Origin of the sequence: Paenibacillus sp. BC26, assembly GCF_900116125.1 — a bacterium.
Taxonomy (GTDB): Bacteria; Bacillota; Bacilli; order Paenibacillales; family Paenibacillaceae; genus Paenibacillus_Z; species Paenibacillus_Z lignilyticus.
The window spans coordinates 539780-566298 of record NZ_FPAD01000005.1 but is presented as its reverse complement, the minus strand read 5'-3'; the positions used below and the strand labels follow the sequence as shown (position 1 = coordinate 566298).

Genomic DNA, 26519 nt, shown 5'->3' with positions numbered 1-26519 from the left:
GAAGGAATAACTCCGCTCGACTTGCATGTATTAGGCACGCCGCCAGCGTTCGTCCTGAGCCAGGATCAAACTCTCCATAAAAGTGGTAAGCCCGAAGGCTTGGCCATTTTTAAGAATTCGCTTGGTAGCTCATTCAAAAAACTAGCTTTGCGAAACGTTATGTTTCGCGATTTATAAAACATTTGTTGAATCTGACGTGATTCATATGTTCAGTTTTCAAAGAACTTGTTTGTCTCACTTTCGTGGTGACAAGTGATTATGTTACCAGCTTCGTCATCATGTGTCAACAACTTTCTTGCTTTCTGTCGAAAGCTGTATGTTGTTGTTGCCGTATGTCTCAGAAGCGACAAGAAATAATTTAACACATCCGAAAACCCAATGCAACTTGTAAAAAATGACAAAGGAGCATACCCTCTACAGCCTGCGTAGAATTCATGCTCCTAATCGTTTACCACACTAATTACTGCAATAGCTTAAGCAGCTCTTCTTCATCCTCAATAACGGTTACTCCAAGTTCGCGCGCCTTCGTAAGCTTGCTGCCCGCACTTTCACCGGCGATGACGAAGTCCGTCTTCTTAGACACGCTGCCGCTGATCTTCGCACCGAGCGCCTCCAGCTTCTTCGCCGCCTCATCGCGCGTCATCAGGGAAAGCGTTCCCGTAAGCACGACGGTTTTGCCGCTGAATATGCTGTCCGTCCGCGCAGCCTCTTGCTGCTCCGCCTCCGCTTTAACGCCAAGCGCCAACATACGATCCAAGCTCTCCGAGATAATCGGATCGCTAAAATACGTATAGATGCTTTCCGCAACGATGCCGCCTACGTCAGGTAGCCCTATGAGTTCCTCTACTGTTGCGGCCCTTACAGCGCTTAAGCTGCCGAAATGGTCCGCGAGCATCTTCGTTGTCGCTTTGCCTGTATTCGGGATACCTAGAGCAAATAGAAACGCTGCGAGATCACGATCTTTGGATTTCTCAAGCGCATCGAGCAGCTTGCGTGCCTTACGATCACCGAAGCGATCAAGGCCGATCAATTGCTCATAGGTCAGAGAATAGAGATCCGCAGGGTCGCGAACGCCGCACTCGTCGAACAGCTGCTCCGCCGTCATAATGCTGAATGATTCGATATCCATCGCATCACGGGACGAGAAATGGGTAATCCGGCCGATCGTCTGCGGTCTGCAGCCAAGCTTATTGTTGCAGAACAGATGCGCCCCGCGCATCTCCAGCGGCGTTCCGCAGGAAGGGCACTCGGTCGGCGCTATGATTTCTACGCCGGGCTCATCGTCGGCTTTGCCCAGAATCTCCGGGATGACGTCGTTGGAGCGACGGATTATTACATGGGTGCCCAGCGCGAATTTGAGATTCTTGCGTTCGATATCACCGATATTGTTAAGCGTACAGTTCTGTACCGTAACGCCTGCGAGATCGACTGGCTCGACGCGTGCGACCGGCGTGATTTTGCCGGTACGACCCACTTCCCAGGAAACGGACTCCAAGATCGTCGTGGTCTCTTCCGCCTCGAACTTAAACGCGACAGCCCAGCGCGGGAATTTATCCGTATAGCCGAGCGCCTCGCGCGTCCGCATGTCCGTCAGCTTCACGACTGCACCGTCGATGAGGAAGTCATGCTCTCCGCGTCCTTCGGCAACGCGTTCCAGCTCTGCCTGCACCTCTTCGATCGTCGTGCAGTAGGTCGTATAAGGATTAACCTTAAACCGGTTATCCTTCAGGAATTGGATCATCTGTGCGTGCTGTTCAAAAGATACGCCTTCGGCGTACCCGATATTATAGAAGAACGCGTTCAGCTTCCGCTCCGCCGTAATCCGCGGATTCTGGTTGCGCAGCGCGCCCGCTGCTGCATTACGCGCATTCTTGAGCGGCTCGACGGCCGCTACATTGTAAGCTTCAAGCACGGACAGATTCATAATGCCTTCGCCTTGAACCTCAATGATGCCGTCCTTGAACGGAATGGTCAGCGGAATAGAACGAATCGTCTTCACTTGCGCGAGAATCCCCTCGCCAACAACACCGTTGCCGCGAGTCGATGCTTGCACGAGGTTCCCCCCGTCGTAAGTCAAATTAAGCGTAAGACCGTCAAATTTGAGCTCGATGACATAACCGGGTTCGGGCAGCGGCGTTTCACTCGGATTCTTGGTGTTATAATCTGCGATTGCTTTCTTCACCCGCGTATTCCAAGCGAGCAGATCCTCGGTGTCCTGCGCTTTATCAAGACTCCAGAGCCGGGCGCGATGACGATGAGGCTCGAAGCCCTTCAAGATATCGCCGCCTACACGCTGCGTAGGCGAATCCGGGAGCAGGCTGCCTGTCTCCTGCTCCAAGCGTACCAGCTCGTCGTATAGCTCATCCCACTGTTTGTCGCTGATCGTCGGCCGATCCAGCGTGTAGTAGTTGTGATTGTGCTCCGCAATGAGGTCAATCAGCTCGCGCATTCTCGCAAGCTTCATCGGCTCGATATTAGATCCCGGTTCCATCGCAGTCGTCATAGACGTTCTCCCTCTCTCGTTCAAATTACTTATACCTTCGTAATCGGTGCAAAGCTCGCAAGCAGCTTCTTCAGTCCAACCGGAGCCGGGAATGCGATTTGAAGCTCCTTGTCATTGCCGGTACCACGGACGGAAACAATCGTGCCGATGCCCCACTTGCCGTGCGATACTTTATCGCCGGCCACAAACTCGCCGCCTGCTCCCGCTCCTGCCGCTGCGCCTGATGCCGCGCGCGCCGCATCCATGGGCGAGGTAACCCGAACACCGCTGCTGTTACTGCCCGCTCCGGACAGCGATCCCGAGCGTGCTGCCGGAGACGGCACACCGCTGCGGAAACCAAAGCCCGTTGAACCCGAAGCTCCGGCGCCGCTTGCGCCAAAACCTCCGGTACCTCGGCTTCCCGAGCCAAATCCGATGCCGCCGCCTGCCGGACGTCCGCGTCCGGTTGCGGACGCATCCGTCTTCAGCTCATCCGGAACCTCCTTAAGGAATCGCGAAGGCATATTCGCATTCGTCCGACCAAACAGCGTACGCATCCGCGCGCTTGTCAGATAAAGCTGCTTCTCCGCGCGCGTGATCCCAACGTAGGCAAGCCGGCGCTCCTCTTCCAGCTCTTCGTTATCATTCATTGCCCGACTGTGAGGAAATACACCTTCCTCCATCCCGATAATGAATACGATCGGAAACTCGAGTCCCTTGGCGCTGTGCATCGTCATCAGCACGACAGCATCCTTCACGCCGCCATCCGGCTCGTCTTTATCCATAGAATCGATGTCTGCAATTAGGGCAAGATCCGTTAGGAAGGACACCAATGATTTGTCTTCATTACGCTTCTCAAAGTCCTGCGTTACAGAGAGAAACTCGTCGATATTCTCTAAGCGAGCTTTCGATTCCAGCGTATTCTCACGATGCAGCTCCTCGCGGTAGCCGCTAAGTTCCAATACCTTCTCCGTCAACTCTGTTACGGACAGGTATTCGACCATGCGCGTTAAGTTATCAATAATATCGCGGAATTCCGCAAGCGCCGTGCGAGCACGCCCTGTCAGATCAAGCCAGTCCAATTGCTCCAGCAGCGCAAAGACCGAGATTCCGCGCAGCCCCGCTTCGTCAAACAGCTTCGCAACTGTCGTATCGCCGATTCCCCGCTTAGGGACATTGACAATCCGTTGGAAGCAGATATCATCATCCGGATTGGAAACAAGCCGCAAGTACGCGAGCAAGTCCTTAATCTCTTTGCGATCATAGAACTTTACGCCGCCGACGATTTGATACGGAATATCGGATTTAATGAGCGTTTCCTCTATAACCCGTGATTGCGCATTCGTCCGGTAAAGAATCGCATGATCGCCGAACTTCCGGCCGCCGCTCACATGTTTGCGAATGGCTCCTGTCACGAAATACCCTTCATCATGCTCCGTGTCTGCTTGGTAAACGGTGATCGCTTCACCCTCGCCTTGATCCGTCCACAGCTTCTTCGGCTTCCGGCTGCTGTTAAGCTTAATAACCGCATTGGCTGCGTTCAAGATATTCGAAGTGGAACGATAGTTCTGCTCCAGCATTATCGTTTGCGCTTCCGGATAGTCTTCCTCGAAGTTCAAGATATTTGTAATATCCGCGCCGCGCCAACGGTAAATCGATTGGTCGCTATCCCCTACAACGCAAAGATTGTGATGTTTACTGGCTAACATGTTACACAGCATGTATTGCGCTCGGTTCGTATCCTGATACTCATCGACATGGATGTAGCGGAATTTGTTCTGGTAGAAGGCAAGAACATCCGGCTCGTCCTTGAACAATTGGATGGTCTTCATGATGAGATCGTCGAAGTCCAGCGAGTTGTTGCTCTTCAGACGCTTCTGATAAGCGGTATACACCTTAGAGACGATGCCGTCAAAATAATCCCCGATCTTCAGCTCGAACTGCTCCGGAGAAATCAGCTCATTCTTCGCCCCGCCGAGTGCGGCCTGCACACTCTTCGGCTCGACCTTCTTCGTATCGATATTAAGATCCTTCATACAGTTGCGGATGACCGACAGCTGATCGGCGGAATCCAAGATGGAGAAGCTGTTCGTAAAGCCGATCCGGTTAATGTCTCTGCGCAAGATACGCACGCACATCGAGTGGAAGGTCGATACCCAAATATCTTGACCGGCATTACCGACCAGCGCACTTACGCGCTGCTGCATTTCTCGTGATGCTTTATTGGTAAAGGTAATCGCCAGGATGCTCCATGGCGCTACTCGCTTCTTCTCGATTAAGTATGCAATACGGTGCGTAAGCACGCGCGTCTTGCCGCTTCCCGCTCCTGCCATGATGAGCAGCGGCCCATCTGTTGCTTGCACAGCTGCACGCTGAGGCGCGTTCAGTTTCTGAACAGCCTGGTCGATGCTGAATTCGTTTAACATAGAGAAAATAAACCCCTTTGTTCGCATTTGTTCGCCTTACTTCAGTCTAGACAACCGCCATGACGGTGTCAATTACAACCGGGCAGATTGCAATCATTTTCCTGCAAATAAAAACGGCCTCCGAAATGACGATCCGCGTGTTCATTCATCAGCCGATTCGTTTCGAAGCCGTTCTTGTTCATTTCCGATAACCTTTGCTTTGCTTTACTTGGGCAGTTCCGTAGCTAAAACGGCTTCCACCGTTGACAGCGCCGCCTCCAGATCATCATAGATGACATTGCCGACGATAACCGTATGCGCTGCCGCTGCCGCCTGTCTTGCTTTTGCCGCATCGTCAATGCCGCCGCCATAGAACAACCTTGCTCCCGTCACGAGCCCAAAGGCCCGCTTCACAAGCTCCATGTCGCCGAACTTGCCGCTGTACTCCATATAGATTACAGGTAAATGCATCAAGCGATCTGCCATATAAATGTGAGCAGCGACCATCTCGGAATCAAGCCCTGCCTGAGCCCCTGTAAGCTTCGCCGCTTGAGCTTCCTCATTCAAAATCAGGTACCCTTCTGCCGAGGTGTTCTCCCAGGGGATGAAGGCCCCGAACTTACGCAACGCCTGTATTTGTCTGCCTGCGAGCCACTCCGCCTTATCGGTATTCAGCACAAGCGGGATGAAATAATGGTCAAATCCCGGCACCGCGGCCTCTTCATTCGACACCTCAAGCGCACAGGGCACCTCATACCGGCGAATTCGCGACATCAGATCAACGGTATTGTCAAACGTAACCCCGCTTGATCCGCCCACGATGATAGCGTCGGTTCCGGACATGCAGATGGCATCGAGCCGCTCATCGCTGATTTCACGTTCCGGATCCAGCTTAAATACATGCCGCCATTCTTTATAAATTGCCGATTGCAGTTCCATGTTGCCCTCCGCCTAATCTAGATATCCTGCCATCCTTAAGCCAGACTACAGCTCAAGCGCCTCGATTCGCTGCATAACGGCAAATTCATTGGGATAAATCATCATAAACTCCGTTAATCCTACCATGCGGAACAGCTTCTCGTAATGGGGCGTAATGCCCCATGCGAAAGTATGTACGCCGGCTTTGCTGCCCATCCGAGCGAGCCGGATCAGTACAGCCATCCCGCCGCTGTTTATATAATCGACTTTCGTCAGATCCAGCGCCAGAAAACGGATGCTTCGGCCGAGCTCCGATTCTTGTTCGAAACCCGCGATCAGCTTCCCCTCGGCCGCCTTGCTCAAATCGCCTTCCAACTTCAGTACCATCCCGCTTGGGAATTTCCGCGTTTCAATTTGCAATGGTTGTTCGCTCATCTTCTCAAGCCTCCTTGTCCAGGTCATCCGTTATCCGCTAGAAGCCGTTTGTAATTTTCTCATAAAATAAAGCTCTGTATAAAATCCACGCTCATCCCGGCCTGTTGTCCAATAATCAGCCAAGGAATCAATCATAACCAGTCCCCAGCCTCTTGGGTCCTCCGATTCCAGCTTCTTGCGCATCTCCGCTTCATCTCGGGAGAGCCTAGGATAATAGCCGCCGCCTTCATCATAAATGCGGCAAACGGACAGCATGCCGCCGATTTGGGCGATGACGGTAACGTATGTATTCGGCTGCAGCTTGTTGCCATGTTCAATCGCATTGATCATCGCTTCGCACACGGCGCTCTGGACATCCTCTTTAATCCCGCATTCCGGCCATCTCTCTTGAATCCAATCTCCCAGCTTCAAGGCGATAATCCGCTCCTCGCCAAGCTTGCTGCGCAAGGACCACTCGCGCGTCATAAACGGATTGTCAAAGGCAGCCGCTACGTCTCCGTAATCGCCCCGCGGAATATCCAATTTATCCAGCGCGCTGCGATATTCGCCCGCAAGCTCCAGAACTACGACGGTGCGATCGTCTTGACCCGGTCCGCATGCCTGATCGACACGCGAGAGCCATTCATCCACGACGGCAGACAAATCGCCTTCCGATTCCCAAGTGGCTATCTCCGCTTCCAGTCCTTCGAAGCTGTACATTTTGCCGGTTCGGTCGATCGCCTCAATTAATCCGTCCGTATACAGCAGGAATCGATCTCCGTCCTTCAACTGTAACTCTTTCTCCTCATAGACAGCCTCAGGGTCAATCCCGATCGGAAGCGAACTGCACTCAATCGCGGTGAACTGCCCGTCCTTGGCAATGATGTATGGAGACAGATGTCCCGCGCTGGCATATTGCACCTTATTATTAGTTAAATCGATGACGCCTACACCGATGGAAACACAGCCTTCTTCCCCCATCGCTTCACATAGCTGCCGGTTCATGCGGGCAAGCACTTCCGAAGGGCTGCCGTTTCTCCGAATTTCAGAGCGGAATACGAGCAGCTGCGCCGACATAATGAGTGCCGCGGGCAAGCCTTTGCCTGACACATCACCGATCATGACCGCAAACCGGCTCGGGCCAAGCGACACCACATCGAAGAAATCCCCGCCAACCTCGCGGTACGATTGGCACCGTGCTGTAATGTGATAAGCGCCTATCGTTAGATTTCCGGGCGGAAGAAGCTTCTGTTGCACATTGTAAGCCATTTTCAATTCCCGCTCCAGTGATTCATATTCCCGATTAATCCGATTCTGCAGCTCGCTGTACGCCACCGCAAGCTCCCCGGCCTCATCATGAACAACAGGCGCCGTATGGGCATGCCGGATATCCGTTCCGCCGACAAGACCCCGAATATCCCGGATCAAGCCTCGCAGCTCCTGCCTAAATTGCATCGTCACATAACTGAACAAACTTAAGCCGATTACGAAATAAAACAAGGCAATCAGTCCGAATTTGTAGGGCTCCATCGATTCATGCGGTCTTGCTGTCACTATGGCCAGCTGAAACAGACTCAGAATCGTTACGAGAAACGTGCAAGTGTACGTAATAACAAGCGGTTGCGAAACCGAAGCCCGTCCGTCAAAGCTGCCGGAAAGCGGCTGGAGCTTCATCATATAAGGACGAAACAGCCGACGCACGGAAGTGAAGAGCACGAGTGCCACCGTCATGATGAGACTTTGCTCCCCCGCCATAATGCCGGTCAATTGCAGCCAATCGATATATTCGCCTTTGTCTTCATCATTCCACACCTGGATAATATCGGCCAAATGAAAGCTTGCCGAGATCAACAATCCGAGCAGCAGCACACTGACCAGAAGCTCGTACGGCATCCGGTACAACCGAATGAGAGCCGTACTCGTCAAACCGTTGTCCCGTTGTATACCCCTCCCCGTGGAAGATGACGCATCTTCCTGGAGCTCCCTTATGACCGGCTGCAGCCGCCATGCCGACGCACAAACAAGAAGGACCGCAAGCATAACCGCCCCAAGCACGTTCACGATAAACGGAAAAGGGAACATCGCTTCGAAGTGCGAGACCAACATGGTTTCCGCACGCAAAATCATTAGACTGAGCAGAAGCGCGATGACATAAATGAGCAACAGCCGATTAAGCAGCGAGCGTCCCGCATAGGAAGGCCGATTCTTACTTTTGGTCGTCATCAATTCCATAGCAGGCTCCTAACCTCTTCAAGCGGTTCACTGCCAAGTTCCTCTTTGCACACGCGCTCTAAGCGGCGGTACCAGCCGATCGCTTCGATTCTCCGGTCTCCGCGCAAGCAAAGCCGAATCATGGCCTCGTACGCTTCTTCCTGTTCGGGCCGCAGTGCAATCCATTCGGCTAAGCATTGCTCCACTCTTGCCTCGTCATGCAATTCACCGTAATAACCGGCGATTCGCTTAATCATATTCGTCTGTCGGTCCAAGAGCTGCTCCCTGACCCGCTCAAGCCATTCGGCATAGGGAAGCTCCGTTCCAAGCAGGCCGTAGAGCGGCAATGCCTTGTCATACAAGCGGCATGCCTCTTCGCGGTCATCCATCCAGAGCTGGTCGCCGACACGAGAGAGCGTCAGGTAGCTTTCCACATCGATGGCTTCAAAGGTTAACTCCGTGATGCCTACGACGCCGCGTTTGGCATACACAAGATCTTCCGGCATGCCGAGCTCTTTCAAGGAGGAGCGTAAGTCGTGAAGGGTGACATAAAGCTGATTGGAGCGTTTAGCGGGATCGCCTTCACCGAAAACCCGTTCGATGACCTGCTCTCTGTTCGCCTTGCAACCCGGTTGAAGCAATAAATAGACGAATAATTCTCCGGCTTTGCGCCGCTTCCATATCGGTTCAGCCAGTTTGCCTTCCGGCGTGCTGAAGCTGATCCCGTCAATGAGCTGTACCCGCCACTTGGCCGCTGCCGTTTCAGCCGCGTGCTCATTATCGTTGTCCTGATCGTTGTCGCGTGCAGGCAGCGGCTCTGCGCTCTGCTGTATGTCATCTTTTATAAGCAGCCCGGCACCAAGTTGCTGATCCAACTCGGTTAGCTGCTGTTGTTGAATTTGTTCTTGCGCAAAGAACGTGATCGTGTGCGCTTCCACATTCGCCTGTTCTTGCATGGACTGCTTGAGCTCTGCCGCCAATCGGTCAATCGCAGGCGTGGAGACTAGTTTGCGCAGCCGATCCAGCTTCGGATAGAATTGTTCCGCTTGAGCAAGCTGCCCCTCTTGAAGCAGCCGTTTCAGCCGAGCTCCGCTGGCGAAGATCGTGTTTTCGATGTCCTCCGTCAAATCGGCAGGCAGGTTCTCATCCGGCTGCTGCATCAGAATGGCTTTGCTCAAATAAGCAAAACGTTCCGGGAGCATCGCGCACAGCTCCGCGCCAGGCTCTTTGCTCGTCAGCAAATGTACCAACACCGCGCCTGACGGGTTGTTCGCCATATGGCGCTTGAGCCAATGCAGCCATAGCTGCCAATCGGGATGCTCCTTCTCGAGCGGATCAAACAACAGCCGGTCGAGCAGCACAAACCCCATCCAAACCGGCTTGCCTTCTTCTCTGAAGCGCTCAGCGGACATAATAAAGAGACGCTGGGCCATGTCATAATTCGCGGAGCCGTTGGCTGCCGCATGGGCCAGTGCCCACGGTACAAACCCGCTGCAATTCTCCGGGTTCCGTTCCCACTCTTGTGCCAGCAATGCCATTACAGGCTTGGACTCCTGCTTATCGCCTACCTGCTCATACAATAGACCCAGCATCGCCATCATCGTCAGCATCGAGGAATCATCCGCTTGCGCGGCAAAACCTCGAAGCGCCGCTTCCAGTCTTTGCTTGGTTTCGATTAACCGCCCCCGAAGCAAACCGTCCTCGCATTCAGCGCGAAGCAGCAGCGGCGATTTCATTCTTATATCAGCCGGAATAGCCAATAATTGCGTAATAGCGGGCATTTGGCCATCCAGAATCGTCTGTTCCGCTTTCAATACTTCCATGAGCCAACCGTCCTGGTTGCTCTTCACCTTGTTAGGTTGTTTCATTGGTTATCCTCACCAAGCCCATCTTATTCTCGAGTTCCGATTGGTACAAATGACATATCGGCACCAAATATACACAACATGAATTAATGCTACTATTCGCCCCCCAATCCCGAAAACCTCCCTGACTGTCGAAAAATGAAAGAAATTTGTAAGGGACGAGTAGGAAATAAAGACTATATAAGAAAAGAGAGGCCGCCATATAGCTGCCCCTCTGCGTATTTATTTGACCAGCTGACCTCTTGTAACGCCGAGCTGATTAATGGCTTTCAAGCTGCGCCATACTTGCGTACCGCCGATTCGTCCTGCGATGGCGTCGCTGTACAGCTCAATAACCTCATCCACTTTGTCAGCGGTCTCTTCCAGAAACTCGATCCGGAAAGAGGCTACGCCAAGATCACCAAATTGTTTGATGTACTCAGCGCCTGACTGCTCGATGGCGTTGTAGACCGTATTCCGGCAGCCTTCATCGACGCGAACCGGATGAGACATCCCGATGCGATCTTGCAGCGACACGCGGCGATCTTCGCACGGTCTGCCGCAGTTGGTGAAATCCGTGCCTTCGCTGAGGAACGTACAGTACACGCAATGCTCCGTATGGAACATCGGCAGATGCTGATGGATCACGACTTCCATGCGCGACGTATCGCTGTTGCGAAGCAAATCAAACATTTGCTGTACGTTCAAGTCGTAGGACGGTGTTACCAGGCTGCAGCCGGCATCGAAGAACAGATCCGCAGCTTTATGATTGGCGATATTCAGCGAGAAGTCCCCGATCAACGTTGGGAACGGCTCATTCGGTTTGGAAGCGCGCGCCCGCAAATAGTAATACAGCGCACCTGTATTCCGTACCAGTACGGCATCCGGCTTCAGCTTCAAAATATTCGCATGGTAGCCGTTCTCGTTCGGCATATGAATCCGCGGCGTCACCAGCCCAATCGGCTTGCCCGCGCTCCGCGCAAGCTCCATCGCAGCGGGAAGCTGCTTGATGAACTCGAAATCGGCATAAACCATGCCGACTTTCTCGGAGCGCACCGCAGCTTCTAGCTGCGGCAAGCTGCGGCAGAGCACCGTCAGCTTGGCCCCAGCGCCGCGGCCTGCGGCCGCAAGCTCGCCACCGGCAGCGGCGCTGCCTTCGCTCGCGCCGCGACTGCGCACGTCGTCGTAAACCTCGACGGCGCGCTTCACATACACGGGCGGCTTCGGCCGCTCGCCCGCCAAAGCCTCGGCCGCTTCGCGGCGCATCCGGTTCAGCTCGCGCATCGGCACGATGAGGTCGCCTTGCAGGTCGACCTCCAGCGCCTCGAGCTGATACACCGTGCCGCCTAGGCGGCCCAATTGCTCTTCGAGCAGCGCTTGATCCATCGGACGTTTCTCCGCGTGCTCAAGCAGAAGCTCGGAGGCAATTTCAACCGTATTGCCCTTCTCGACATCCGTCCACCACGTGCGAAGCGGCTGTCCCAGCTCGCCGGACACTTTCACATGCAGCGGGAATACGCGGTAAGGCTTCTCGGTTTCATACGAAGCACGAAGACGTTTGTCCAGCGCCGGATCGTTTGTTTTCCAAACCCGATCGCCTACATGAACCTTGCGCAGATCGATATCATTACGCCCCGGCACCAGTTCAATCACGGTGCCCTCTTGTGCTTCACCTTCGAACTTCGTGCCTTGTCTGCGCAAATCGTAGACACGGCCGCCCTCTTCCTTCTTCGTCGGATCCCCCGCGTCGAATACAATCCCGTCGCCGCGTTTAAGCGGCGCTTCGATTCGGCAGACAACCGCATCGCGAAGCACCCGCTCCACGCGTCCCAGATAGACGCCGCGGCTCTTCGGGAATGTGCCTTCCACGAGCTTCTTGTTGTTGGTGCCGGTTAAGAAGCCATGCGTAAACCCGCGCGAGAAGCTCTGCTGCAGCTCGCGCAAATCTTCCTTCGAAGGGGCAGAACGATCCCCATCGAAATATTTATCAATGGCCTTGCGGTATTTGCTCACCACGTTGGCTACATATTCAGGGCTTTTGAGACGACCTTCGATTTTGAAAGACGCGACTCCCGCTTCGATCAGTTCCGGTACAAGCTCAACAGCTGCAAGATCCTTCGGAGAAAGCAGATAAGTAACATCGCCCATCAGCTTCTGCTCGCCATCTACCATCAGATCATACGGAAGTCGGCAAGCTTGCGCGCATTCGCCGCGGTTGGCCGAACGGCCGCCCCACATCTCCGAAGTCAAACATTGACCGGAGTACGATACACATAGAGCACCATGAACAAACACTTCCATTGGAAGTTTCGCTTGTTCGCCGATCGTCTTAATTTGCTTTAAGTTATTCTCCCGGCCAAGCACGACGCGTTCGATATTGAACGGTTTCGTGAACTCTACCGCTTCCGGTGACGTAATCGTCATCTGCGTCGAGCCATGGATCGGGAAATCCGGCGACAGCTCCCGAATGAGCTTCACCAGTCCGAGATCCTGCACGATAACCGCATCCACGCCTGCATCGATACAAGCTTCGATCAGCTGCTTCGCGCTGTTCAGCTCTTCTTCAAATACCAATATATTAAAGGTCAGAAATCCTTTAACGCCATAGCTGTGCAGGAAAGCCATAATTTCCGGCAGCTCGTCCGTATGAAAATTGTTCGCCCGTGCCCGTGCATTAAACTTCTCTACGCCAAAAAAAACAGCGTCGGCTCCATTTGCCACAGCTGCCCTCATACAATCCCAATCGCCGGCCGGTGCCAGCAGTTCGACATCTTGCCGCTTGATCATTACCATCTTGACTTCCGCCATCCTTATCTATCAATCACTTATTTGTTTTAAGTGTACCAGAGCTTTGGCCTAAACAAAAGCGAACGCCCTACGCAAAAGCCGCTCCCCTCCGAAATATTTCCGGTTGGAAGCGGCGCGCGACGTGTACGATTCTTTAATTTTTGAATGCGAAGGAGTTAATAACTTCCTCAAGTTTACTGCGGCTGCTCTCCGTGTCACTTGCTTGCATGATGACATAAGACAGGACATAAGTAATGCCGTCTTTCTCTACCACATAGTAAACACCTGTTTGCGGTGCATCCGACTTCGTAAAATCCACCACAATTTTCTTGGCAGACAGCCCGTTAGCGAGGGTCGTCGTTGTGTTGGTACGCAATTGGGCGCCTAGTTTCACCATATCGGCATCAGTAGAGTAAAACTGCTGCGCAGACGAAGCATAATCGGAAGCAGAGAAATCAGTCAGGATGTCAATCTCGAAAATGCCGTATGGAATGGAATAGACGACAGCTTCTTTCTCAAAATCCTTCTGATCGCTTTTCCAGTTCTGCGGCAGCTTGATGGAATAACCGTACTTCTTGCTTGTTTTCTGAACCGTCATTTTCTCCAGCTCTTCGGAATCCTCTAATTCGCTGAAGTTCTTCTCGATATAATTTGTATCGATATTAACAGAGCCTACGATTTTGCGATATAACGCATCCCCTACTGAGGCATCTTCATTCCAGGAATAATAATTGATCTCATATTTATGCGAACCTGTAACCAAGAGAACATCATGAACTTTTTTCCAGCTTTTCTTATCGAGGGTGTACTCAAAGCTCAACACTTGTGCAATCCCATCGGCCAATACAATGGTTGATTCATCGATGTTCCGCAGATACTCGGGCTGGAATTCCTCTTGCAGTTTCGCTTCAATCCGTTTCAGCCACGCTTGAGCCGTGTCCCCTGCTTTCAAAGAACTAACCTCGAAGTTCAAGTAGCCATTTTCACTATTGAAAGTCGGTGTCGAAGCTTCATTATCACGCTGCCAATCCACCGGGAGTGCGACCGACAACCCGTAATCCTTATTAATCGCCGTCATGTAACCGTCTTTAACCTTCGTAATATCTTTGAGGCTGCCATCATTTGCCGCGAAAGATGGTTTGAAGCTATTTAAGAGATCTTGATAAGGATCCAGTTTATCGCGCGAATCAGCTTTAACGCCTACCGCAACGAAGTAGATACGGGTACCGACCTGGATGGCACGGTTATCGAAGAAAAAGCCATCCCGATCTTTACTGACAATCCGTTCTATACTTAGATCGCCAATGGTTATTGTCTTCTTCTCAACCGAAAACTCACCTTCAGCGAAATATCCCATAATATGATCGCGAAGTTCTTCACGGGTATAGGCCTGATCCACGTCTTCCACAAACACAGCGACGCGACGGTCATCCTGCGCGGAAGTCCATTGTGTTGCACTTCCGTTATCGGATTGATAGCTAAGCACCAAATCCGAAGGATAGTTCATCGTCCAGCCATAATAGCTGTCGCCTATCTTCGTTTTGCCTGCATCCGAGTTAATACCGCCGGTGTTTGAGCCCGTTGATGTGCCCGAAGCGTTGGCTTTAACGCCGTTAATCGTGATTTGATTGCCGCTCAGCGTCAGCTTGGCGCCAAATGCCGATACGATGACGCGAAGCGGAACCATTGTAACGCCGTTCACGATTTTCGGTTCTGCCGTCAAGGTGACCGGTGCGCCGTTAACCTTGACGATTTTGCTGCCGATGGTCAGGACAACCTTGGTAGAATTATAAGAGAGCGTAATGATTTTATTGTTCTCCAGCTTTAAGCCGGCTCCGAAAGCTTTAGTAATGACACTTAGCGGAACCATGGTCGTACCGTTCAGCTTGAATGGCTTCTGAATGGTGGACGTGCTGCCGTTAACGGATAATGTCGGGCTTCCGATCGCCAGCTTGATGACCAGCGCCTCTGCTGCCGCTCCTGCGGCGATCGGCATAAGTGCGAATAACATACAAGCCGTAATGAGGATTGCCAGCAATTTCTTCTTCATAGTAAGTGAAGTCTCCCTTATGAGTTGGTAGGTATTATTTGGTTTCAGTCAGCGTTATTTTCTTCGTAATAAGGTCGCCTTCCGACTGGATCATGATTTCGATCTGCTGTCCCGGCAAATAACCTTTGAGCAGTTCGTTAACCTCAACTATTGAAGCCACTTGCTTGCCACCTACGGAATAGATCTGATCGCCGGGGTGAAGATTTCCCTTCTTGGCACCCTCGCTCCATACCGATTCGATTTCAAGCGGTTCGGTTGTCGGCAAGCCGACAATGGCGGACCAGCTTTCTTGAAGCTCAACGCCAAGCGACGGTCGTTTCACTTTACCGTATTTAAAGAACTGATTGACTACATAACGCACGGTATCCGTCGGAATGGAGAAGCCCAGGCTTTCGACGCCATCGCTGACAAATTTGAGCGAATTAATGCCGATTACCTCGCCCTTCGCGTTCACAAGCGGTCCACCGCTATTGCCGGGATTGATCGCGGCATCGGTCTGAAGCAGCTTGTAGTAGGACGCAATGGAACGATTCATCCCGCTCAGAATGCCGGTTGTTGCGGTATTTCGAAGCGAAAACGATACAGGCGTACCAATCGCGATTACAGGCTCCCCTACTTCCAGTTGAAGAGGCACTGAAGCGAAGGTCGCCGGTTTCAGCTTCGTGGCATTGATTTTGACAAGAGCCAAGTCGCTCGTCTCATCGATGTTAACCCGCTTGCCCGCATACTGCTTGCCATCCGCAGTTACGACTACGATGTTCTGCATATCCTTCACGACATGGGCATTCGTCACAATCCAGCCATCCGCCTTCCAGATGACGCCTGTTCCATGCGCTAATGCAAATCGATTCGAATCGCCAATTTCCGTCGGCTTCCCGATGATGCCTACAACGGACGGGGAAACTTTCTTGATGACATCGGGTATCTGCGATTTAGGCGTGTACGCATAGCTGTGTGTCTTCGAATCATAGACTCCGGTGCCGCCGAGCGCTTGCGTCATCGCACTCGCCTTTACATAAACCTCTCCATTAATGATCTTCGCATCTAGTGCGGTGGTCGTGGAGCCTCCTGCTGCAATTGCGGTACCGGTCGTTAACAGTGCTCCTGCCGTTATCACGGCAAATGCCAATCGCCACCCTCTTCGTCCCATCTGACTCCTCCTACTTTCTCGCTGCTAGTACTTTAGTACGAACTCTAGTAACACTAGCATGATTCTACTATATTTAACCAAAACTAACAATTAGGGGAATATGCTTTGCAAGAAGTCAGTTTTTGTCCACTTACTATGCTTTTTTGGCATTGGGGTCGTTGAATCTTAACCTTGTCTTCTGCCCATGCTATAATAAGTAATGCCATTCGCAATACATATCCATTTGGGAGGTAACTATACACGTATGAAACTCGGCGTATTCTCTGTCCTATTCGCACAGAAATCATTTGAAGATGCTTTGGACTACATCGCATCGAAGGGTTTGGATGCTATTGAAATCGGCACCGGCGGCTACCCAGGCAACGCGCACTGCGATCCTGACACACTGCTTGCTGACGAAAGCAAACTCAAAGCATTCAAAGATGCGATTGCTTCCCGCGGCTTGACGATCAGCGCACTTAGCTGCCATGCAAACCCGCTTCACCCGCAAAAAGCGATCGCAAGCGAGCATGATGCCGTCATCCGCAAAACGATCGTACTTGCTAACAAGCTTGGCGTTTCTGTTGTAAACACATTCTCCGGCTGCCCTGGCGACCATGAGGATGCAAAATATCCGAACTGGCCGGTTGCACCATGGCCAAACGATTTCCAAGACATCTTGAAATGGCAGTGGGAAGAAAAAGTCATCCCTTACTGGAGCGAGATCGCGAAGCTTGCTACAGAAAACAATGTCAAAATCGGTCTGGAGCTGCACGGCGGCTTCTCCGTTCACAGCCCTGCAACGCTGCTTCGCCTGCGTGAAGCTTGCGGCGATGCAATCGGCGCTAACCTTGATCCATCCCACATGTGGTGGCAAGGAATCGATCCGGTACAAGCGATCCATATTCTTGGACGTGCCGGCGCGATCCACCACTTCCATGCGAAGGATACAACGATCGATACGAACAACGTGAACAAGCACGGCGTAACGGACATGCAGTCTTATGCACTGATGCTTGACCGCGCTTGGCAGTTCCGCACAGTTGGTTACGGTCATGATATGAAAGTATGGGCTGACATCATCAGCGCACTACGTCTTGTTGGCTACGACTACGTTGTCAGCATCGAGCACGAAGACGGCCTGATGTCCGTTGACGAAGGCTTCACGAAAGCTGTTCAAAACCTGCAATCCATCCTCATCAAAGAGCCGCTTGGCGAGATGTGGTGGGTTTAATCCATACCGAAGAAACGCCGGCCATTATGGCCGGCGTTTTTTTGTTTTTTGGGTTAAGTTTTGAATATGTGCACAAAAAAAGCCGCTCGGCCTTCTTGCACACGGTGCGCAAGAGCCGAAGCGGCTTATATCGGTACGGCTGCCAGCGATTACTGCAGCCAGACTTTGAAAATCATAACGTAGTTCGCGAACAGGAATACGAGCAACGATACGGTTGTAAATCCGATTGCGAATACATTTTTCTTCGGGCGAGCCATGAGCAGACGAACCCAGCCGATGAAAATAACGATTGTGAACAACAGCATCATAATATCCATAGGATCGAATTTTGCAATTGTTGCTACTTTTTCAGCAAGAAACATTGGTGAAGACCTCCTTATTTTCGCACCTAGCCTATATTACTTATGTTAGCCTCATCACGAACTCGATGCAAGCCACAAACGAGAATCGTAACAAGTTTGTCACCATTCATAGAAGTAAAGGATCGCGAACGGAAATACTTTCTTATATTTTGATGATGGTGCATTCATTATAATCAGAGCCTTTGTTACTTATAAATAATCCTTATAGTTGTCCCTTTGCTTCTCATTGTCGCATGGTTTGAATTATGTTACCATTCATAATAGTAATTTCATACGGAAATCGTCGGATTTTCGGACCCTTTAGAGCAGAGCAAACCGAGCATAACATTCCTAGGAGGAACGAAGCAATGGCATATGAAGCCGTATGGATGAATGACCCTTCCAAATTAAATAAATTTGAATTTATTAAAATGGAAAAAGACGGTCTGGATGTAATTCGCACCATCATCGACAAGTATTCGAAGGAAGGATATGCTTCCATTCCCGAAGACGATATGAACCGTTTCAAATGGGCCGGCGTTTATGAGCAGAAGCCCCGTGAAGGCTACTTCATGATGCGTATCCGGATCAACACCGGTATTATCACATCCGCACAAGCACGTGCAATTGCTTCCATCGGCCGCGATTACGGTCGTGATCTAATTGATGTAACGACGCGTCAAGCGATTCAATACCACTGGCTTAAAGTCGAAGATCTGCCGGATATCTTTAACCGCCTTGAAGCAGTGGGCTTGTACTCCTACGAAGCATGCGGCGACTGCCCGCGTACGATCGTCGGTAACCCGCTTGCCGGAATCGATCCGGATGAGCTGATGGATACTCGTGAGCTTGTTGAGCAAGTGAATGATTTCTACCTCATGAACCGTGATTTTTCCAATTTGCCTCGCAAATATAAAATGTCCATTTCTTCTAACATCTATAACAATGCCCATGCAGAGATTAATGACATCGCATTCACGCCTGCAACTAAGGTCATTGATGGAGAAGAAGTTATCGGCTTCCATGTATATGTCGGCGGCGGTTTGTCCGCGAAGCCTCATCTTGCGAAAGAACTGGACATGTTCGTTCGTCCTGAGGAAGTGCTTAAGGTTTCGATCGGCGTTACTACGATCTTCCGTGACTTCGGCTACCGCGAGAAGCGTCACCAAGCTCGCTTGAAGTTCCTGATGGCGGACTGGGGTCCTGAGAAATTCCAAGAGAAGCTCATCGAAATTATCGGGGAAATGCCAACTGCAGGCGAAAGCAAGATCGTTGGCTGGAACGCGGTATATTATGATGGCGTATTCCCGCAGAAGCAGCAAGGACTGAACTTTATCGGTCTTAACGTGCCGGTAGGTCGGACGAATTCCGATGAGCTGGAACAGCTTGCCGATGCGGCAGACGAGTTCGGTGACGGAACGATCCGTACAACGATGTCGCAAAACATTATGTTAGCCGGCGTTCCGGACGATAAAGTGGAAGCTGCTCTCCAACTGCCAGTTCTGAAACGTCTCTCCCCTAGCGCGAAGCCGTTCATGAGCCGTACCGTTTCTTGCACGGGTAACGAGTTCTGTAACCTGGCAGTCGTAGAAACCAAAGAACGCGCTCGCCGCGTTGCAGAGTACCTCGATGAGAGAGTGGAGCTGGATGAGAAAATCCGCATTCACTTCATCGGCTGCCCGAACGCTTGCGGTCAGAAGCATATTGCCGACATCGGTCTGCAAGGTGCTCTCGTGAAAACGCCTGAAGGCATGGTCGATGCATTTGATATCGCTGTTGGCGGTATTCTTGGACCGGGCGCTAAGTTTAACGAATCGCTGAAAGGCCGCGTCAAAGGCGACGACCTTGGCGGCGTGCTTGCACAGCTGCTGCTGTTCTACAAAGAAGACCGCGAATCCGGCGAAACGTTCCACAACTTCGTGAAACGTGTAGGCGTACCGGCGTTCCAGGAGAAACTCACTGCTATTTTGGCAAGCTAATGGTTAACGGCCCGAAGGATAATCCTTCGGGCCGTTATTTTGTGTTCGGAGTAAGAAAGAAAGCCCCTAAGGCTACACCGGTGACCTGCCGAAATCTATCCATTCGGCAGATCGCCTCTGTAGCGCTAAGGGGCTTATTGTTTGTCACTTATTCTTCGATGCCTGCAGCAACGCTTTGTACTTCTCGCTGCTGTGCAATCGTACGTTCACGGTCACGCTCCAGAATCGGCTTCAAGTAACGGCCTGTATAAGAGCCAGCAACTTTCACTACTTCTTCAGGTGTACCGGTTGCTACGATGGCACCACCGCCATTACCGCCTTCCGGACCTAGATCCAGCAGGTAGTCGGCTGTCTTGATGACGTCGAGATTATGCTCGATAACAAGTACCGATTCACCCGAATCCACAAGACGGTGCAAGACAACCAGCAAACGATCGATATCATCAACGTGCAGTCCTGTTGTCGGCTCATCAAGGATGTACAGCATCTTGCCTGTGCTGCGGCGATACAGCTCGGCTGCGAGCTTCACGCGCTGCGCTTCGCCTCCGGACAGCGTCGTTGCCGGTTGACCCAGGTTCATGTAGCCAAGGCCAACATCAAGCAGCGTCTGCAGCTTCCGGTGGATACGCGGCACATTGCGGAAGAACTCCGTAGCGTTCTCAATCGTCATTTCCAGCAATTCCGCAATGCTCTTGCCTTTATATTTCACATCGAGCGTTTCCCGATTGTACCGTTTGCCTTTACAAATCTCGCAAGGCACGTAAACATCGGGCAGGAAGTGCATCTCGATCTTGATGATGCCATCTCCGCGGCAGGATTCGCAGCGGCCGCCTTTCACGTTGAAGCTGAAACGGCCTTTCTTATAGCCGCGCACCTTGGCTTCATTCGTCGAGGCATACAGATCGCGAATATCATCGAACACGCCGGTATACGTAGCTGGGTTCGAACGCGGCGTACGGCCGATCGGCGATTGATCGATATCGATGACCTTCTCGATATGCTCAAGTCCCCGGATTTCCTTATGCTCACCTGGACGGACCTTCGCTTTGTTCAGGTCGCGGGCGAGTGTTTTATAGAGAATTTCATTCACAAGCGTCGACTTACCCGAACCGGAAACGCCTGTTACTGCAGTAAAGACGCCAAGCGGGAACTTCGCATTCACGCCGCGAAGATTGTTTTCCTTCGCGCCTCTCACTTCCAGCCACTTGTCGCTTGTGGAACGGCGAGTCAGCGGAACCGGAATGAACTTGCGGCCGCTCAGATACGCGCCTGTCAGCGATTGCTCGTCCGCCATCACCTCTGCCGGTGTTCCCATCGAGACCACTTGGCCACCATGGATACCTGCGCCCGGCCCAATGTCGATGATGTAGTCGGATGCCAGCATCGTATCCTCATCATGTTCTACGACGATTAGCGTATTACCTAGATCGCGCATATGCTCCAGCGTCTGGATCAGCTTATCGTTATCGCGCTGATGCAGTCCGATGCTAGGCTCATCCAGGATATAGAGGACGCCCATCAGACTCGAACCGATCTGCGTAGCTAATCGAATACGCTGCGCCTCACCGCCTGAGAGTGTACCCGCAGCACGGTTGAGTGATAAATACTCCAATCCGACATTAACCAGGAAGCCAAGGCGGCTGTTGATTTCCTTCAAGATGAGGTTCGCGATCAGCTTCTCCTTCTCGGTCAGTTCAAGAGCGTTGAAGAAACGATCCGCGTCCCCGATGGAGAGCGAAGTCACATGCGATATATTCTGGCTGCCAATCGTTACGGCAAGACTTTCTTTACGCAGACGATGTCCTTTGCAGCCCGCGCATGGCTTAGCGCTCATGTATTGTTCGATATGTTCACGGATGCCGTCAGATCCCGTATCCCGATAACGGCGCTCCAAGTTGTTGATAATCCCTTCGAAGGGCACGAGCGCTTCCTTGGAATGACCGAAGTCATTCTCATAACGGAACCGCACACGCTCCCCGCCTGTACCGTTCAATAGTTTCTTCATATGATCCGCAGTCAGTTCGCTTACAGGTACATCCCGCGGAATGCCGTAGTGAACACATACTGCCTCAAGGAATTGCGGGTAGTAGTTCGATGTGCTGCCTGCCCATGCTTCGAAGGCACCTTCTTCAATCGATTTGCTTGCATCGGGCACGAGCAGATCCGGATCTACGATCATTTTGGCACCTAATCCGTCACAATCCGGACAAGCGCCGTATGGGCTGTTAAACGAGAACATCCGCGGTGCAAGCTCATCAATGCTGAATCCGCAGGCCGGGCATGCAAGGTTAGAGCTGAACAACAGCTCTTCCTTCTCCATGACATCAACGAGCACTTGACCGCCCGACAGCTTCGTCGCTGTCTCGAGCGAGTCGGCAAGACGGCTGTGAATGTCGCTCTTCACGACAATACGGTCGACCACGACCTCGATATTGTGCTTCTTGTTCTTCTCAAGCTCGATCTTATCGCTAAGCTCGCGCAGCTCGCCATTGACGCGCACACGAACAAAACCTTGCTTCTGCACGTCAGCCAGCAGCTTGGAATGCTCGCCTTTCCGCCCCGAGACGATCGGTGCCAGAATCTGCAGTTTCGTCCGCTCCGGGTATTCCATAATCCGGTCTACCATTTGCTCCACGGTCTGGGAAGTAATTTCGATCCCATGCTCCGGGCAATGAGGTTTCCCTACACGCGCAAATAAGAGACGCAAATAATCATAGATCTCCGTTACCGTTCCGACTGTCGAACGCGGGTTGCGGCTCGTTGTCTTCTGGTCGATGGAGATTGCCGGAGAAAGACCGTCGATAGAATCCACATCCGGTTTCTCCATTTGTCCGAGGAACTGACGCGCATAAGCGGACAACGATTCGACGTATCGGCGCTGACCTTCGGCGTAAATCGTATCAAACGCCAACGAGGATTTACCGGAGCCGCTGAGCCCGGTCAACACGACAAATTTATCGCGTGGAATCGTCACGTCGATATTCTTCAAATTATGGGCTCTCGCCCCTTTAATTACGATGGAATCACTGGCCACTGTTTAATCCTCCTAAGAATATAGCACGAACTATATTCGACTTCGTAAGCTATCTATAGCTCCAAACCGCCCTACATGCCCAGCTCTGCTTTAAGCTCAAGCAGCGCATCGCGAAGCTCTGCCGCACGCTCGAACTGCAAGCTCTTGGCCGCTTCCTTCATCTCGGCCTCCAAACGCTGCAGCAGCGACTGACGCTCCTTCTTGGACATCTTCTCGACGCCGACGCCCGACAAGAAATCGTTCTTCTGCTCCGCGGACTTCGTCGCTTCAATAATGTCATGCACTTTCTTACGGATGGTCGTAGGTGTAACGCCGTGCTGCTCGTTATAAGCAATTTGGATCGTACGGCGGCGATTCGTCTCATCGATTGCCTTCGTCATAGAGTCAGTCATCTTATCTGCATACATAATAACACGGCCATCGGAGTTACGCGCTGCGCGGCCGATCGTTTGAATAAGCGACCGCTCCGAACGCAGGAAGCCTTCCTTGTCCGCATCCAATATGGATACAAGCGAGACCTCCGGCAAATCCAAGCCTTCCCGAAGCAGGTTAATCCCGACCAGAACATGAAAGACGCCAATACGCAGATCACGCAATATCGCAAGCCGTTCCAATGTCTTAATGTCGGAGTGCAGGTAGCGAACCTTAATGCCGACATCCTTCATGTAGTCGGTCAAATCCTCTGACATCTTCTTCGTCAGTGTTGTGACCAGAACACGTTCATCCTTGGCAATGCGATCACGAATCTCGACAAGCAGATCATCGATCTGGCCTTTCGTCTTGCGCACTTCGATAATCGGATCCAGCAAACCGGTAGGACGAATAATCTGCTCCACCATTGTAGGGCATTTCTCCAGCTCATAAGGTCCCGGCGTTGCGGATACATAGATCGCTTGCTTTACTTTATCTTCGAACTCTTCGAAACGAAGCGGACGGTTATCCATTGCAGAAGGAAGTCGGAAGCCATGATCGACCAGTACTTCTTTACGCGCACGGTCACCATTGTACATCGCTCGGATCTGCGGAATGCTTACGTGAGACTCGTCAATGACGACGAGCATATCATCCGGGAAGTAATCCATCAGCGTATAAGGCGTTGCTCCCCGCTCCCGGAACGTTAGCGGACCGGAGTAGTTCTCGATCCCGCTGCAGAAGCCCATCTCCTGCATCATCTCGAGATCGTAACGCGTCCGCTGCTCCAGCCGCTGCAGCTCCAGCAGCTTCCCTTGTTCGCGAAGCTCGGCAAGCCGTTCTTCAAGCTCCGCCTCGATGTTCTTAATGGCCACCTTCATCGTATCCTCGTGGGTAACGAAGTGGGAAGCCGGGAAGATCGCGACATGATCGCGTTCACCGACAATTTCACCGGTCAATACGTCAATCTCCGTAATGCGTTCAATCTCATCGCCGAACAATTCGACCCTCATCGCCCGTTCATTATTGGCTACAGGGAAAATCTCTATAATGTCTCCGCGCACACGGAACGTGCCTCGAATGAAGTTAATATCATTGCGTTGGTATTGAATATCGACGAGCTTATGAAGAATGGCATCGCGGGACTTCTCCATCCCTACCCGCAAACTAAGCACGAGCTTCCCGTACTCCATCGGTGAACCGAGACCGTAAATGCACGATACGCTCGCTACGATAATGACGTCGCGACGTTCGAACAAGGAGCTCGTAGCGGAGTGGCGCAGTTTATCGATCTCATCGTTTATGCTGGAATCCTTCTCGATAAAGGTATCCGAGGACGGGATGTAGGCTTCAGGCTGATAGTAATCATAATAGCTGACGAAATAAGAGACCGCGTTATCCGGAAAAAACTCCTTAAACTCACTGCAAAGCTGAGCGGCAAGCGTCTTATTATGCGCGATAACCAGAGTCGGCCGGTTCAGCTTGGCGATGGTATTCGCAATCGTATACGTCTTCCCTGTGCCCGTCGCACCAAGCAGCGTCTGATGATGCGCTCCCGCTTCAATTCCGGCCGTCAGCTGCGTAATCGCGTTCGGCTGATCGCCTTGCGGCGTATAATCCGATTTCAGCTGAAAGAGCTTCTCTTGTCCTTGCTTCTCGAACATTTCTCCTACACCCCAATCCTACGTCTTCTATGAAAATGCCTATTAAATTGTATGCCCAATATACAGGAAAAAAATAGATTGTCTGCTAAAATCATTCCGTTTACTCTTGCATAAGAATATGTGTTCCCATATGATGTTTATTATACCGATTAACGGAGGCAGTTGCAACGAAAGGTTACTACTTCCTGTCCGGGTTGGAAGGACTTACCGCACTATGAAAAATGCCCCGGTGGCCGCCCATTAAAGGACAGCGCCGAGGCACATCTTCTCTTCCTATAATGTCGCTGATGTTGAAGATGAAGCCGCCGCACGCTGCCTCGATTTCGCCGTCCGTTTGCGCCAGAGCAGATCAAGCAAGGAAGCAGGCGCCGCCGCCGCGTAATAGTCGGCTTTGTCATCCGGTGCGAGCACAACGCCAAGCTGATGATGCTCACCGGCGTAACGCGCACGCTGCGCAAACTTGATTTGACCTTCATAATTGAGCACTTCCAGCTTACAAAAAGCCGAGTTCACGTGAAGAGCGCCATACAGCTCTTCCTTCGTCTTCACACGAACGCCGTTCACCTTATGAATGATCTCACCGACCAGAATGCCCATCGATTCGGCCGGTGTGCCCGGTATAACTGCCAGTACACGCAAGCCCTGATCGTTATGCACATACAGCGGAGCGCTTGCCGCCTCTCTGAAATAACTGACCGCCACGAGCGCCTCGTGCAGCAGTAATGCGCAAAGCGCAGCTGCAAGCGTCAGCGGACTCCAGAAGGAAGCTGCGACAGCCACGATTCCGGTGATTATTCCATAGAATAGCAGTCCTCTCGCGGAATTCCGCGCCTTCGCGGCCGGCAGCAGCGAACGTGTCAGCTCCGAAAAGCCGATTACCATCGGGAAAGCGAGCATCGTAAACCCGCTGCTCCACTGGCTGCTATCTCCGAGCAGCAGCGTCCATGGCAAGGCTACATCCCCGCTTCCGCCGGATACAGCGGGCACAAGCAGCAGTATCGGCACCGGCCAATAGCCCTGCAGGGCTTGGCCTCCAACAAGCTTGCCCCTCTTCCCTTCAAGGAAGAGCGGACTTGCAAACCGCGCTCCCTGCCAGCGCACGAGCAGCGCTTCCGCCACATGCATAAGCGCAACCAGCACGAGCAGTCCCGGAATATCCAAGCCGGCAAGCGAACCTGCCGCTGAACCCATCCAGTCGCTTCGATCTCCGAGCTCGGTCCAGCCCAGCGCCCATTGCAAGACGCCCAGCAACCCTGCACTATAAGCAAAACATAAGTATCTGACACGGATCATGACAAGCACGGCGGCCGTCCCCCACATCCAAAACACCGCATCCGCGGTGACCGAGACACCCAGAAACAGACTAATACAAGAAACCAATACACCAACAAGCAGTCCCGCTATGATCGTTCTTCCAAGCTGAATCGGCCAAGCTTGAAGACGGACATGAAACATCTTCCGCTCCATCCTTGTCTGCCGCATATATTGAAGCATGATCAGAAGCACCGCTACATAATAAAACGGAGATAGCAGCAGTCCAATGGCCGCCGATCCCGCCTGCCGAAGCAATTCCATTGCCGCTTCCAAAAACGTTCACTCCCTCTCGCAAACCATTG

15 protein-coding genes and 1 rRNA gene are annotated in these 26519 nt (G+C 52.1%); 2 read left to right on the top strand and 14 right to left on the bottom strand.

The features are described 5' to 3' along the window. The 10 genes from BM412_RS28435 to BM412_RS28390 form a co-directional block, all read right to left on the bottom strand. A 16S ribosomal RNA gene (locus BM412_RS28435) occupies positions 1-81 on the bottom strand; the annotation flags it as partial. A 379-nt stretch (positions 82-460) separates the two neighbouring features. Continuing rightward, positions 461-2503: an NAD-dependent DNA ligase LigA gene (ligA, locus tag BM412_RS28430; RefSeq protein WP_256256627.1), complete on the bottom strand. Its 2043-nt coding sequence runs from the start codon at positions 2501-2503 to the stop codon at positions 461-463. A 29-nt stretch (positions 2504-2532) separates the two neighbouring features. Then, positions 2533-4908 carry a DNA helicase PcrA gene (pcrA, locus tag BM412_RS28425; RefSeq protein WP_091225057.1) on the bottom strand — a complete coding sequence of 792 codons (2376 nt, stop codon included), beginning with the start codon at positions 4906-4908 and terminating at the stop codon, positions 2533-2535. Positions 4909-5112: 204 nt separating this feature from the next. Further along, positions 5113-5826: a heptaprenylglyceryl phosphate synthase gene (locus tag BM412_RS28420; RefSeq protein ID WP_091225056.1), complete on the bottom strand. Its 714-nt coding sequence runs from the start codon at positions 5824-5826 to the stop codon at positions 5113-5115. A 45-nt stretch (positions 5827-5871) separates the two neighbouring features. Then, positions 5872-6240 (bottom strand): STAS domain-containing protein, encoded by a 369-nt coding sequence (locus tag BM412_RS28415; protein WP_091225055.1) that lies wholly within the window; start codon positions 6238-6240, stop codon positions 5872-5874. A 30-nt stretch (positions 6241-6270) separates the two neighbouring features. Continuing rightward, positions 6271-8442, bottom strand: a complete 2172-nt coding sequence (locus BM412_RS28410) for an ATP-binding SpoIIE family protein phosphatase (RefSeq protein WP_218163194.1) — start codon at positions 8440-8442, stop codon at positions 6271-6273. Then, a complete protein-coding gene (locus BM412_RS28405; RefSeq protein WP_091225053.1) occupies positions 8442-10298 on the bottom strand; it encodes an AfsR/SARP family transcriptional regulator in 1857 nt (618 codons plus the stop codon). The genes BM412_RS28410 and BM412_RS28405 overlap by 1 nt, the downstream gene beginning before the upstream one ends. 219 nt (positions 10299-10517) lie before the next feature. Then, entirely contained in the window at positions 10518-13067 is a 2550-nt protein-coding gene (locus BM412_RS28400) for a U32 family peptidase (protein ID WP_091225052.1), read from the bottom strand. Positions 13068-13215: 148 nt separating this feature from the next. Further along, the gene (locus tag BM412_RS28395) at positions 13216-15111 is read right to left on the bottom strand and encodes a stalk domain-containing protein (protein WP_091225051.1); all 1896 of its coding nucleotides are present in this window, start codon (positions 15109-15111) and stop codon (positions 13216-13218) included. 34 nt (positions 15112-15145) lie between these two features. Continuing rightward, positions 15146-16261: a S1C family serine protease gene (locus BM412_RS28390; protein WP_091225050.1), complete on the bottom strand. Its 1116-nt coding sequence runs from the start codon at positions 16259-16261 to the stop codon at positions 15146-15148. A 244-nt stretch (positions 16262-16505) separates the two neighbouring features. Here BM412_RS28390 and BM412_RS28385 point away from each other — a divergent pair, with 244 nt between their 5' ends. After that, a complete protein-coding gene (locus tag BM412_RS28385; protein ID WP_091225049.1) occupies positions 16506-17474 on the top strand; it encodes a sugar phosphate isomerase/epimerase family protein in 969 nt (322 codons plus the stop codon). Positions 17475-17623: 149 nt separating this feature from the next. Here the strand turns inward: BM412_RS28385 and BM412_RS28380 are convergent, their stop codons facing one another. Then, entirely contained in the window at positions 17624-17836 is a 213-nt protein-coding gene (locus BM412_RS28380; RefSeq protein WP_091225048.1) for a hypothetical protein, read from the bottom strand. 347 nt (positions 17837-18183) lie between these two features. Here BM412_RS28380 and BM412_RS28375 point away from each other — a divergent pair, with 347 nt between their 5' ends. Further along, positions 18184-19794 carry a nitrite/sulfite reductase gene (locus tag BM412_RS28375; protein WP_091225047.1) on the top strand — a complete coding sequence of 537 codons (1611 nt, stop codon included), beginning with the start codon at positions 18184-18186 and terminating at the stop codon, positions 19792-19794. Between the two features lie 148 nt (positions 19795-19942). Here BM412_RS28375 and uvrA read toward each other — a convergent pair whose 3' ends face one another. The 3 genes from uvrA to BM412_RS28360 form a co-directional block, all read right to left on the bottom strand. Continuing rightward, positions 19943-22828: an excinuclease ABC subunit UvrA gene (uvrA, locus tag BM412_RS28370; protein ID WP_091225046.1), complete on the bottom strand. Its 2886-nt coding sequence runs from the start codon at positions 22826-22828 to the stop codon at positions 19943-19945. A gap of 71 nt (positions 22829-22899) precedes the next feature. Continuing rightward, positions 22900-24903, bottom strand: coding sequence for an excinuclease ABC subunit UvrB (uvrB, locus tag BM412_RS28365; RefSeq protein WP_091225045.1), 2004 nt, complete (start codon positions 24901-24903; stop codon positions 22900-22902). Positions 24904-25176: 273 nt separating this feature from the next. After that, positions 25177-26490 carry a PDZ domain-containing protein gene (locus BM412_RS28360; protein ID WP_256256626.1) on the bottom strand — a complete coding sequence of 438 codons (1314 nt, stop codon included), beginning with the start codon at positions 26488-26490 and terminating at the stop codon, positions 25177-25179. Positions 26491-26519: the final 29 nt, after the last annotated feature.